Source organism: Bacillus sp. OTU530, assembly GCF_038440375.1.
The window spans coordinates 1-12,508 of record NZ_JASATP010000017.1 but is presented as its reverse complement, the minus strand read 5'-3'; the positions used below and the strand labels follow the sequence as shown (position 1 = coordinate 12,508).

10 protein-coding genes and 2 other RNA genes are annotated in these 12,508 nt (G+C 39.8%); 4 read left to right on the top strand and 8 right to left on the bottom strand.

What is annotated here, in order from left to right; all coding sequences use genetic code 11:
• Positions 1-291: 291 nt before the first annotated feature.
• Entirely contained in the window at positions 292-1,749 is a 1,458-nt protein-coding gene (zwf, locus tag AAHB12_RS14085; protein ID WP_342045714.1) for a glucose-6-phosphate dehydrogenase, read from the bottom strand.
• 901 nt (positions 1,750-2,650) lie between these two features.
• On the opposite strand from zwf (AAHB12_RS14085), the gene zwf (AAHB12_RS14080) reads away from it, so the two are divergent.
• The gene (zwf, locus tag AAHB12_RS14080; RefSeq protein WP_342045713.1) at positions 2,651-4,147 is read left to right on the top strand and encodes a glucose-6-phosphate dehydrogenase; all 1,497 of its coding nucleotides are present in this window, start codon (positions 2,651-2,653) and stop codon (positions 4,145-4,147) included.
• Between the two features lie 71 nt (positions 4,148-4,218).
• Here the strand turns inward: zwf (AAHB12_RS14080) and AAHB12_RS14075 are convergent, their stop codons facing one another.
• The 5 genes from AAHB12_RS14075 to AAHB12_RS14055 form a co-directional block, all read right to left on the bottom strand.
• A complete protein-coding gene (locus AAHB12_RS14075; protein ID WP_342045712.1) occupies positions 4,219-4,518 on the bottom strand; it encodes an iron-sulfur cluster assembly accessory protein in 300 nt (99 codons plus the stop codon).
• A gap of 143 nt (positions 4,519-4,661) precedes the next feature.
• Positions 4,662-4,883, bottom strand: a complete 222-nt coding sequence (locus tag AAHB12_RS14070) for a YdbC family protein (RefSeq protein WP_129729192.1) — start codon at positions 4,881-4,883, stop codon at positions 4,662-4,664.
• Positions 4,884-5,136: 253 nt separating this feature from the next.
• Complete coding sequence (locus AAHB12_RS14065; RefSeq protein WP_342045711.1) at positions 5,137-7,827, bottom strand: PAS domain S-box protein; 2,691 nt, start codon at positions 7,825-7,827, stop codon at positions 5,137-5,139.
• Between the two features lie 300 nt (positions 7,828-8,127).
• On the bottom strand, positions 8,128-8,706 hold the full coding sequence (locus AAHB12_RS14060) for a hypothetical protein (protein ID WP_342045710.1): 579 nt from the start codon (positions 8,704-8,706) through the stop codon (positions 8,128-8,130).
• 333 nt (positions 8,707-9,039) lie between these two features.
• On the bottom strand, positions 9,040-9,264 hold the full coding sequence (locus AAHB12_RS14055) for a hypothetical protein (protein ID WP_342045709.1): 225 nt from the start codon (positions 9,262-9,264) through the stop codon (positions 9,040-9,042).
• Positions 9,265-9,643: 379 nt separating this feature from the next.
• Between AAHB12_RS14055 and AAHB12_RS14050 the strand changes: the two genes are divergently transcribed.
• From AAHB12_RS14050 to AAHB12_RS14040, 3 genes are all read left to right on the top strand, one after another.
• Positions 9,644-9,808, top strand: coding sequence for a 2-isopropylmalate synthase (locus AAHB12_RS14050; RefSeq protein ID WP_129729196.1), 165 nt, complete (start codon positions 9,644-9,646; stop codon positions 9,806-9,808).
• Between the two features lie 396 nt (positions 9,809-10,204).
• Positions 10,205-10,402 (top strand): hypothetical protein, encoded by a 198-nt coding sequence (locus tag AAHB12_RS14045; RefSeq protein ID WP_342045762.1) that lies wholly within the window; start codon positions 10,205-10,207, stop codon positions 10,400-10,402.
• 231 nt (positions 10,403-10,633) lie between these two features.
• Complete coding sequence (locus tag AAHB12_RS14040; RefSeq protein ID WP_129729197.1) at positions 10,634-11,422, top strand: HAD family hydrolase; 789 nt, start codon at positions 10,634-10,636, stop codon at positions 11,420-11,422.
• A 14-nt stretch (positions 11,423-11,436) separates the two neighbouring features.
• Here AAHB12_RS14040 and ffs read toward each other — a convergent pair.
• Together ffs and rnpB are read right to left on the bottom strand one after the other, a co-directional pair.
• Positions 11,437-11,521, bottom strand: an RNA gene (gene ffs / locus AAHB12_RS14035) — signal recognition particle sRNA small type.
• Between the two features lie 152 nt (positions 11,522-11,673).
• An RNA gene (rnpB, locus tag AAHB12_RS14030) (RNase P RNA component class B) lies at positions 11,674-12,063 on the bottom strand.
• Positions 12,064-12,508: the final 445 nt, after the last annotated feature.

Genomic DNA, 12,508 nt, shown 5'->3' with positions numbered 1-12,508 from the left:
CTTTTACAATAAAGAGGAGAAGAACAAATCTATACAAGATCTGTCCTTCTCCTCTTTTGTCATTTCGCTTCTGCAGCTATACTCACTTGCTCATAATTATTCTAGAACTGCAAAGACGTTTTGATAAATTATTATATGTAATAGCCTCTTAATTCTATAGCAATTTTAAAACTAGTTTCTGCATGATAGAAATCAAATGCATTACTATAAAAAGATTGTGAGACTGACACAATAAGCATATCAGTCTCTTTATCTACTAAATAGCAGAGAAATTTTAATATTTAAAAAATTTTACCACCATTTAAAGCCGTCTTGCTCCAATAGCTCACGAGAAGCTTCTGGTCCCATAGAACCTGCATTATATGGATGAAGCGGAACAATATTTTCAGCAAATGCCTCTAGAACAGGCTGTACCCATTTCCAGGATAATTCAACTTCATGCCAGTGCGCAAAGAAGGTTGCATCGCCGCGAAGAGCATCAAAAATTAATAATTCATACGCTTCAGGAACCTCATCTAAGTTAGCAGAGAAATCAATTGTTATCGTCTCAAGCTTTCCGTCGTTCAATGGATTTTTACTGTTTAATTGCAAAGAAACACGTGAATCAGGATTTACTTCAATCACCAAAAGATTCGGAGCAGTTTCCTTGTCTTCGTGTGCGTACAAATCTTTTAGCGGATTTTTGAATTCAATGACAATCTTTGTAGATTTCTCATGCATTCTTTTTCCTGTACGGATATAGAATGGAACATCTTTCCAGAACTCATCATCAATCCATAAACGTGCAGCAATAAATGTATCATTTGTAGAAGAAGCTTCGATACCCGGCTCGTCCTTATAGCCAACAACCGGCTTTGCTCCCATTTCGCCAAATGTATATTGACCACGTACAACCTCTGTAATAACATCTTCCTTTGTCAACAGACGAAGAGCATCCATTACTTTTCTCTTTTCATTGCGAATATCTGTTGCACTAATCCTCTTTGGCAGCTGCATCGCTGTCATCATCAGCATTTGCATCATATGGTTTTGGAACATATCACGAATCGCTCCGGCTTGATCGTAGTAACCGGCTCTCGTTTCTACACCAACTGTTTCACTAGCTGTGATTTGAACATTAGCAATGTACTCATTATTCCACAGCGCTTGAAGTATAGGGTTAGCAAAGCCTAAAGCTTCCAAGTTTTGAACCATTGGCTTTCCAAGATAATGGTCAATGCGATAAATTTCATCTTCTTCAAACGCGCGGCTTAGATTTGCATTTAGCTCCCGTGCTGTTTGCAAGTCATGCCCAAATGGCTTTTCGATAATGAGGCGCTTCCAGCCTTTTGTAGAGCCCAAACCGCTTGCATAAATATTCGATGAAATGATATCAAAGAACTCTGGAGCAACGGATAAATAGAATAGACGATTCTCTGGAATGTTTAACTCCGCTTCACGCTGCTGGATAACTTCAAGAAGTTGTTTATATCCTTCTGTATCCCCTACATCTAGAGCGTGGTAGTGAAACGCACGAAGAAACTTCTCCATCTTAGCTGAATCAGCTAATGGACGTCTAGAAAAGCTCTCTAATGATTGTTCTACAGATGATTGAAATATATCATTAGTCCATTCTCTTCTTCCTAGACCAATCACGGAAAACGAGTCCGGTAACTTGTCGTCTAAATATAAATTGTACAGGGCTGGATAAATTTTTCGTTTCGCCAGATCCCCCGTTGCCCCAAATAAAACAAAAGTCATAGAATTCACGCTTCATTCCTCCACTGTTTGCATCGATCGTTCGTCCGCATGATACGCGACAAACTTCTTCATTATGATGATAAAATCATTTTAAAACATAATACCACATTATGGCTGGTTTTTCTTGTTTCTGACAAGATTCCCCTCAATAAAAATGCCGTTTTTTCTTACCTTGTACCTTGCTTCAACTGTTTCAATGATTACTACCCGCTTTGCTCTAATCGAAAAATCTTATTCTGAGACTTAGTCAATTTTGATGCATCGTTATTGTTGCCATCATGTAGAGCGATACTCACTTCACTTAACCGCGTATAACCACAGCGGGGACAGATAGTATCACTAGCAATAGCTAAGCATCTTTCGCAAATTTTCCGATGACCCTTTTTCACATGTACCATCAATACCCGTCCTTCCTCTGTGTTTTATCCAGTCAAACTATAGAACCGTCAGGAAATGAACATGCAAGCTAGAAGACTAGCTAGACAAAGTAGTTGTTGCTTATACCCTCCCTCTGATACAAATCTAATCATACGATGCAGTTCATCCCTCCCCTTATGAAAAAACAATCCCATAAATGTTAGTATAATTTGTGTGACTGAATTTTTAAAGTATACAGTTTTTTTTATACAGCAGAAAATGAAATGTAAGGGTATACATTTTTGTCAAAAAACATTTCAACCTCCAAATAATAATATTTATGGAAATAATTACATATAAAAAGGAGGAAACATTCCTCTTCGGCATCATTCTACAGACTGCTCTCACCCCAAATTCTTAACAAATTCACAAAATAAAATTGATCCAATCGCTTGCAATATACGAAAAAAATAACATTTAATGGAAATGCGTGTTACATCTTAAATTTACGGGATACTATAATAGTGTAAATTAACAAAGGTGAGGATGCAGAATGACGAACAATAATCATACATATTGCACAATAGTTCTCTTTGGAGCAACAGGCGATTTAGCAAAACGAAAATTATTTCCCTCCATTTATAATTTGTATAGAAAAGGGCTGCTCTCTGAGCACTTCGCTGTAGTCGGTGTAGCAAGACGTGAATGGAGCAACGAAGTATTTCGTCAGAACGTGTCTGCCTCCATCAAAGAAGCAAACATAACCGCAGAAGAGCAGGATCTAGAGAGATTTTTAACTCATTTCCGATACTTGTCGTTGAATGTTACAAATGCTGCGTCTTATCAGGATTTAAATGCGCTGCTTTGTAATGTAGAGGAAGAATTCACAATTCCGGGAAATCGAATTTTTTATATGGCTATGGCTCCTGAGTTTTTCGGAACAATTGGTTCATACCTGAAATCAGAAGGAATTACAAATACAAAAGGATGGACGAGGTTAATTATTGAAAAACCATTTGGCCGGGATCTAGAATCCGCCCAAAAATTAAATGATGAAATTCGTCACGCATTTGAAGAAGATGAAATTTATCGCATTGATCATTATCTAGGAAAAGAAATGGTGCAAAATATCGGCGTTATTCGTTTTGCCAATGCTCTCTTTGAATCACTGTGGAATAACCGGCACATTGCTAATGTTCAGATTACCTCTAGCGAATCTCTAGGCGTGGAAGACCGCGGCGGCTATTATGATACCTCGGGGGCACTGCGGGATATGGTACAAAATCATATGCTGCAAATGGTTGCATTGCTTGCGATGGAACCTCCGATTCGTTTAGCTACAGAAGAGGTACGAAGCGAAAAAATTAAAGCATTGCGTTCCCTTCGCTCCATGACAGCCGAAGAAGTTGACCAATATTTTGTACGCGGACAATACGGCCCGGGAATAGTCAGTGGGAAAGAGGTTCCGGGTTATCGCAGCGAGGAGAAAGTCAACCCAAATTCGAAAACAGAAACATTCGTTGCCGGAAAGCTGTTGATTGATAATCATCGTTGGGCTGGAGTTCCTATTTATATTCGAACAGGAAAACGAATGAAGGAGAAATCAACTGAAATTGTTGTTCAGTTTAAGGATCTGCCGATGAACTTATACAATAAATTCGAGGAGCAGCTCCGTCCAAACCTCCTTATTATTCACATTCAACCGGACGAGGGCATCTCAATTGTTTTAAACGGAAAACGAATTGGTGCCTCTGAAGAAACAATACCAGTAAAGCTAGATTACTGTAATAACTGCGAGGATGGAATCAATACACCAGAAGCATATGAAAAGCTTCTATATGATGCAATCCAAGGGGATGCGACAAACTTTACACACTGGGATGAAGTCGCTCTATCCTGGAAGTTTGTTGATATCATTTCTAAAACATGGGAAACGTCTTCAGTCAGCTTTCCTAACTATGAATCCGGCTCAATGGGGCCGAAAGCTGCTGATGAACTGCTGGAAAAGGAGGGTTTCTCTTGGTGGCCTGTTTCAAAAAGCAGTAAGTAAAGAAATCCAACTATAAAAGCGAGGTTTGGCTCTATAGTCAAACCTCGCTTTTTATTTCTAATCTTTTGACTTTAGTGACGATGACTTCCTTTGGATGAATTCGTAATTACCATCTCTTCCCTCGGAACGTAAAAATATTGAATCCACACGCCATCTAAAAATTCATCCCGTGTATCAAGCAACACATCAATATCCTTATCGGTTTTCACAATTTCGTCATGCTCTGTTGGTGTATCTAATTTTATATCATAATGAGCATGCTCTCCGTGCAGCTGTGTAACATATACACGAACCATTTTCCCTTCTGCTTCTTCACTTTCAAGCATTTTTTTCAATACTTTAGCAGCATTTCGGTTAATTTTACATTTCATGGACAATGCTCCTCTTCTCACGATTCACTATTATGTATTGCATCAGTAGGTTAGAAACGAAAAGCGCAAGGATTGTAAAGGTTCTCACATCGCTCTAACATGAATATTGTCCTTCTCGCTTACGATCCCCCTTGTTCAACATATTACAAATCCATTTCATTCAATAACTTCTTCAATTGAATAAGCTCAGACTTTGAAAGTGTAACGCCTTTCCCCATTTTCCCATGATCCTCCGACCAATCACGGATATCATATTTCGGTTCTCTCCCATTCCAGCTGATTAACGTAAGTTCCTTTTGCCATCCCTTTGATCCTTCTGACAACATACCAAACTTTTCTTGAATTTCAAACTTAATCTCGGCCATTTCTTGCACCTCCGCTGATTTCATTCTCTCATCCATTATAAGGGTTGCTTCCAGCTACAACAAATTTATCTAGGCTGCTATGGCAGACTTTTTTGCATAGTAAGGGTATAGCCCCTGTAAATACAGTTCTCGAGATTCATGAAAAGCCTATTCCAGGAAGCTTTTGTAGAAGCCAGAAGCAAACCACGGAATCTACATAATATCAAAAAAACAGCAGCTCGAAATTCTCAAACTGCTTTAGACAACACCGTTTCTAAGCGCCAACGGGTAAAAATATACGTACCGTTGTTCCATGACCCTCCTTACTTTCAAATTCCATCCTGCCCCCGTGTTCCTCCATAATTTTAAAGCATACCATGAGCCCTAAGCCTGTTCCCTTCTCTTTATTGGAGTAGAACGGTTCACCTAGTTTTTTGATTCGTTCATTTGGTATTCCATACCCATCGTCTGTAACCTGAATTAAAACTTCATTTTCTTGAAGCTCCGTGCTGACATGAATTGTTCCACCATTTGGCATTGCTTCAATTGCATTTTGAAACACATTAATTAATACCTGTTTAATTTTATTCTCATCACAATGGATTAACGGAATTGGATTCATTAGTGATGCTACAATATTAACCTTATTCATAATTGCCTGCGCTTCAATGATTGGTAAGGTATGGCGAATAATAGAGTTGATATTTTTTTCAATGAAATGCGTGGCATGCGGCTTTGCCAACAGTAAAAATTCAGTCACAATCAACTCAATTCTTTCTAGCTCCGATAACATAAGATCTACGAATTGCTCCTGAATGTTTCCGCGGAAAAATTGAATGAATCCCTTAATCGATGTAAGCGGATTCCGAATTTCGTGCGCAATAGATGCCGCAAGCTGGCCAATGGCTGACAGCTTTTCAGATCTGCTTAATAGTTCCTCTGTCTTTTTTCGCTCACTAATATCTCTTGCGATAGCCGCCATCCCGATAATATTCCCCTTTCCATCCTTTAACGGTGAAAAGGTAATGCTAACATCGATAAGCGAACCATCCTTTTTCCTTCGAATGGTCTCTAGCCCTACTACCTCCTTGCCAGATTGAATGCTTTCTCTAACTCTCTGAAGCTCTTCTTTCCGATCCTCCGGCACCATAGGACAAAACAGCCCCCTTGCTTCATGAACCTCCCAACCAAATACATTTTTTGCCGCTTCATTAATGTCCTGTACAACGCTATCAAGCGAGAGAAGCAAAATCGGATCTGCACTATGATGGAAGAGCGACTCCAGCAGCTCCTTTGTTTGTCGCAGTTCCTCTTCTTTTCCTTTCTGCCCTGTAATATCCTTAGCAATTCCGTATACCCCGACAATCTCATCTTGTACAATAATAGGAATGTTCGTAACCTTAAAAAATACAGGATGCCCCTCCTTATCGATTGCTACCGTTTCATAGGTTTGTGCTTTTCCCTTTAATGCCTTCAGAACGTGCTCCTGCATCTGTTCTACATAATCTGGAGCTATAAAGGGCACAAGAGATTGCAATCCATCCTCCTGCTTCAGACCAAGCATTTCTTGCATAGAAGCATTTAAACTCGTAATCCGCCCGCTTGCATCCATAGAATAAATTCCATTCGGATTATGCTCAAACAACGATTTATATTTTTGTTCGCTCTCCTCAAGGTGAAGCGCTTCCTTTTTCTTCTCTGTAATATCTCGCCCTATTACAAGAATTCCGTCTTTTATTCCACTGCATCCATAAAGAGGCACCTGCATAAAATCAAATGTACGCTCTTCCTCAGCTTGATTTGTCAAGCTCCATTCAATCCGGGCAGCTTCTCCTGTTGTCCATGCCCGATAATCGTTCATTTGACAATATTCTAAGAGCTCCTTTTGTGTTGGAAAGATTTGCGTCAGCTCTTCATTTGATTTTCCTTTGTATGGAATATTACCCAACACAGGAAATTGTTGTATGGTAGCCTGATTAAGATTCAACCATCTCCCGTCCTGATCTTTAAAAACAACAAGATCTGGAAGCGCATCAATTAGTGCTTGAAATCGCCTTTCTTGCTCCGCTACAATCTGCTCCTCAATGCGGCTCCGCTCCACAGCAAGTCCAACCAAATCCGCACACATTTCTACCGTTTCTAGCTCCAACTCGGTAGGACAAGAGGGTTCTCTATGATATAACGCAAAAGAGCCGACAACCTCCTCATCTATAAGGATAGGAACGGACCAGCAAGCATGAAGCCCTAACTCTAATGCCCTAGATCCATAATCATTCCAGAGCGGACTAGCAGCAATATCAGAAACAATCACATTCTCCTTTCGATACATCGCTGTACCACAGGAGCCTACATTAGGCCCTATTTCAATATTCAGCAAGGACTCGCTAAAGGAGCTTGGCAAATTTGGAGCCATAGAAGTCTTGATCTTTGTTCCGCTCTCATCTAATAACAAAATGGAACAATACGTAACCCTGCTAAGCTGTTGTTCTATCTCTGTCGAAAGTATTCGCAAAATATGACATAAAGATTCCCGTTTGACAATCGATTCTAATATCATCTTTTTCATATATAACAGAGATTGTACTTGTTTTTGCTCTGTCATATCCTGAAGCTGCATTACCATAAATGCTTCACCCTGTTCTTCTATGAAAGAAGCATAAAGCCGCACAAACCTTACCCTTCCTTTTCCAATCCACTTTGTTTCGATTGAGACAGGTGAAGAGATGGATTCTAACATGGATTCTAACCCTTCATCAAGAATGTGCTTACACAGCTCCCGTTCCTCTGGATGGATCAACTCATAAATTGAGCTAGGACCTGTGCTATCTTCTCTTACATCAAGCCAATCATCCATAAGAGGATTTTGGCAGACAATCCTTCCTTTTGTATCTAGTACAACAAGGGGGATAGGGATTTGCTTATATAACTTCTGAAATGATTCGCTCACAGCCCTTGTTCTTTCCATTTTCACGTTCCTCCACATCCAATTTGCTGCAGGTCTCTCTTACGACTATCATAGAAAACAAGAATAGGAATAGTAAAGATAAATTTTCATTTTTTAGCATAAAAAAGGAAAAAATGATGAGCAAAACTCTTTAGGATGCGTATCTTTCCTTTGCTTTGCTATGTCATGTTTATTTTATATAACAAACCATCCTATTTCAAACAATGGTGAAGATCATAAATTTTTATCAATATCCTTTTTCTACCTTTTATGTACAAAAAGAAGAGTGTCGTACTCTCCTTTTTATGTGTACTCCCTATTTTATCTCAAAAAAAGCCTAAGTCCATCGATCGACTGCTGCTGCTTTTCATGAAAGCTGCTCTGCTTTTCGATTTGCTTATTATTCATACCTGTATTCACTGCCCGACCTGTTTCATCGCCGCCAACAGCATGCTGCTGCTTCGTATTCGTGCTTTCAACCGCAGCATTTGTGCCAGCTGCGCTGTATACACCGCCGCCGCTTGCTACTTGGGTAGCAGCCGCATCAGTCTCTCCGCTGCAATGAATCTGATTATTGATAACAAACACAATTTCATCATTATCATGATAACCCGCATGCTTGTCCTGCGGCTGAAACTGCTCACCCTTCATACCTTCGTTTTTCGCTTGTCCTTGTCCGCCCACGCTTTGCTGCTGCTCCGTATTTGATGAATCGATTGCAGCATTATTTCCAGCTGTGCTGCTGCGCCCTGCTCCGCTAGCAAGTTGTGTTGTATTTGGAGCATTTGTAAATTGATTGTTAATCACAACAGTAAGCTTCAATTTTCCGTTTACATCGTATTCTGTAACAGTTCGCTCTCCCTGCACCTCAGCATTAACATACACTCTCTTCTCTGTCATTTTTATCTTCCCTCCTCATTCAGTTGTACTATATTCTATTAAAATGTAATAGATTGGATTGTATATTTATCCATCTAAATAAAAAATAGAAGAAAATGCTTCTATTTTTTGATAGAAACAGCTTCTTCTATAATTTATTCTTCCACATCTCATCAAATTTGATTTAAAGAAAACCCGCTGATTGGCGAGCCCTGTCCTTAGGCGAAGACAAAGGCGTAGCCCTACTTATACTGTATTCCTAAAATTTCCGACTACGTCGAATAATCTTCCAGCTGGAAATTTATACTTTCCTACAGTGGTATAGAAGCCTATTCTCGCCTCTCGTTCTCTTCTCTATACTTCTTTAGCATTCATTATCTCGTGCAGCTTTTCCATACCCGGGTCAGTCTGGGGAGTCGCATGAAACGGATTTATCGACTGCTTAGGCAAAGTTGGATCAGCATCAATCCTAACTCCCATTTGGCGTCCTGAATCCGGAAACGCATCATTAATGGGCCCTTCAAGACGTCCATCTAGATTGGATGCTTGACCATGCATATTTTTTGATTTTATCTTCATATAAAGTCCCCCTTCCTCTCTATACTCTGCTATTTTTATCCCTTTTATACAGCATATTTTTATGCAGGATTTGCTTTCTATACCAAGTAAAACAACTACAAATCATTTTTACTGCTATCGCATGCATGAGAAACACTGCTTTTGTTCAATCTAAAATTGTATTTTAGGCATTGCAATAGCCTGACTCACCTAGCTGGAAATTTATACTTTCTTGCAGTGTAAAGAAAACTCGCCGATTGGCGAGCCCCGCTCTTGGGCGAAGACAGAGGCGTAGTTGCATTTACACTGTATTCTTAAAACTTCTAACTACGCCGAATTGTCTTCCTGCTAGAACTTTATCCTTTAAAGTGCAAAAAACCGCAACATGGGAGTATAACCGATGAAAGACGATCAAAACAATTTCAACGAGGAGTTTGCACAGGAAATTTCACCCGGCAGCCGCCAAGATGTCCGGAAGGAAGAAGGAAGTAAGCTGTCCCCCCTCTTCCCAGGCTTAGCTGTGTTCATCTTTATTCTGCTTCTCCTCCTTTCTTCTTTACGATAACGCAGCGTACTTTAATAAGGAGGTTACAACAGCTGCAAATAAGCTGCTGGAAGTTCGCAAAAATGATTAAATATTATTTCAAAAGGAGGTGAAGATTGGTTGCAAAACAACACTAAAAGTGGAAGAATTATACAAAATCCATTGATAGCTTGTGGATACAGGATGTATAATAAGATTACCGTTTAACTGGAACATCGTGAAGAAGGTTGCGGTTATCTTTACAGAGATAGGTTACACCTATAATAAGGAACAAGAATATCCCTTATTGACTGAGCGAGAGCGGTCCTCTAGTGTGCGAATCCTGTGAAGCACACGTTTCCGAAAGGAGATGCAAAGCTTGTAAGTTCAATGTTGAATTGTAACTTTTAGTAAGTTTTGTGAACCAGGAATATGGACATGATGAAAGATAAGTCTTTACAAACGAATGCACCAAAAGAAGCAACGGTAGGAGTTACATCTGCTTTGGACACAAAGCATCCTACTAAAACAGAACAGATATATCCAGGCGATTCCGTTAATGAGCATAAACGCCTAGAGATTGCCAACATGTTTCTAGCTAAAAAGGAGTTAGGACAACAAAACGAAAATTCATAACTTGGCCAGCATAATAGGACACCTTTAACTATGCTTACATGGCAATAGTCAGAGGTGTCCCATCATTTTGTTTCATTCTATTCCTACTTAAATTTCTTCCTGCATCTATCCGTACCAAACAGCTCCTCCACCTTCATATCCTTGTTTTGCCAAATCATGTTTTATGATAGAATGCCCTTATACAGCTTTAGCAAACTGCTGTAAAAAATGCAATGAGTATGGAGAGAGCCAATGATAAACTACAAGATTTTATTTTTAGACATTGACGGAACAATTCTTACGCCTGATGATACGATTCAAGATTCTACGAAGCAGGCTGTGGCCCAGTTACAGCAAAAGGGTCTGGAAGTATTTCTTGCAACAGGAAGACCTCTACACGAAATCGCAAACATCGGAGAAGAGCTCAATATCAACTCCTTTATCGGCTATAACGGAGCATTCGCAATCTATAAAGGTGAAACAATCTTCCGTGAAACAATGAACAAGGATACAGTAAAACACTTTCTAGACATTGCCAAATCACATGGTCATGAAGCTGTTCTGTATACGAGTGACAAGAATGCATTTACTTCTTTAGAGGCTCCAATTACAAAGGAATTTATGAAAAAATTTCATCTGTATAAAAATGATACCATCACAGATGACATTCTCAATCAAGTTTTAGGTATCACCCTTATCAACTTAAGTGAAAATGAACATGTACTATATGAAGAGGATGCTGAAATTCATTTATCACAGGTAAATATTGAGGGTTTTCGCCATAGCTATGACGTGATCAGAGACACGGTGAACAAAGGTCTAGCCGTTCAGATGATTCTAGAGCGCCTCGGTATTCCTAAAGAGAGCGCAATTGCCTTTGGTGATGGCATGAACGATAAAGAAATGTTAAGTTATGTAGGTGAAGGATTTGCGATGGGGAATGCACATCCTAATCTATTTCCATATGCAAAGCATACAACAACAAGCGTAACAGAGTCTGGAATTTATAATGGACTAGAATCACTAGGGCTCTTAGAATAAATAATCTTTATTATGTAAACACCGCCCACATTGCTTTCCTGCTAATGGCTGCTGCATTCCTGCCCTGACCCGTTCACAGTTTTACAATTGGACGATAAACTGAGCTAGCTGGATTTGAACCAACGAACGACAGAGTTAGAATCTGTCCGCCTTACCTCTTGGCTATAGCTCCATAATTAGGTGAAATTGGGCAGGAAGAATTGCAGGATTCTTTCTGTCCTTTTCTATAGGATATACAATCATATCGACCTTCGTAAGCCGTGTTCTGTTCATCCTGTGCTGCAAACGGATCAAATCCTCGCATAGGATGGAGAATCATCTATCTCGCAGCATAATTGCTACGGTGTCTGTCAGTTCCAATTCCCTTCAGACACTTCCCCTACCATTGTTTGGGTTTCTCGCTCGCGGGGTTTACCTCGTTCCACCTCCGACGTTTCCATCAGAGCTTCGTCACTGTGGCACTTTCAAGGTAGTCGAACCATATCCCTATTGGACTTAGGTTTTTTCCCTGCCGTCAGCCAAATACTTGACTGCCCTAGCTTACGGTTTCGCCAGGCGCGAACACTACAAGCATCTCAGCTTGTGCGAGCACGGACTTTCCTCACAGGCTCTCTAAAGAGCCTGCGCGATTCTCTCGAGTGCGATATGATTATCTATAATATTTCCATAAAAGAAACTTTCACGCAAGTGCTCTACAGGCTTAGCACTGTGAGAGAACAAGCGACTGTATTGCCTTTTCTTTCGTTTGTATCACCTCTGTGGTACATTCTTATAATAATCTATAAAACAAAATTAATAAATGTATAATTTTTTCCAGATTCCCTCGATATTTGCGTTATACCGGCAATCATATATCATATAAACACAAATAGTCACAAGGCAACTAGTTTTACATCATATAGTATAACTTCCTATACCGATGTCCTGTCCGACTTTTTTCTTTTCAATCTACCCTTTGATATTCTTCCTATTCATACATAAAAAACCTTGTTTTGCATGATGCAAAACAAGGTTTTTTATGCCTAGCGACGTCCTACTCTCACAGGGGGAAACCCCCAACTACCATCGGCGCTGAAGAGCTTAACC

Excerpts from the sequence above, each read along its gene's own strand:
- zwf (WP_342045713.1), top strand. The coding sequence starts at position 2,651 with ATGACGAACAATAATCATACATATTGCACAATAGTTCTCTTTGGAGCA.
- AAHB12_RS14075 (WP_342045712.1), bottom strand. The coding sequence starts at position 4,518 with ATGAAATGTAAAATTAACCGAAATGCTGCTAAAGTATTGAAAAAAATG.
- AAHB12_RS14070 (WP_129729192.1), bottom strand. The coding sequence starts at position 4,883 with ATGGCCGAGATTAAGTTTGAAATTCAAGAAAAGTTTGGTATGTTGTCA.
- AAHB12_RS14065 (WP_342045711.1), bottom strand. The coding sequence starts at position 7,827 with ATGGAAAGAACAAGGGCTGTGAGCGAATCATTTCAGAAGTTATATAAG.
- AAHB12_RS14060 (WP_342045710.1), bottom strand. The coding sequence starts at position 8,706 with ATGACAGAGAAGAGAGTGTATGTTAATGCTGAGGTGCAGGGAGAGCGA.
- AAHB12_RS14055 (WP_342045709.1), bottom strand. The coding sequence starts at position 9,264 with ATGAAGATAAAATCAAAAAATATGCATGGTCAAGCATCCAATCTAGAT.
- AAHB12_RS14050 (WP_129729196.1), top strand. The coding sequence starts at position 9,644 with ATGAAAGACGATCAAAACAATTTCAACGAGGAGTTTGCACAGGAAATT.
- AAHB12_RS14045 (WP_342045762.1), top strand. The coding sequence starts at position 10,205 with ATGATGAAAGATAAGTCTTTACAAACGAATGCACCAAAAGAAGCAACG.
- AAHB12_RS14040 (WP_129729197.1), top strand. The coding sequence starts at position 10,634 with ATGATAAACTACAAGATTTTATTTTTAGACATTGACGGAACAATTCTT.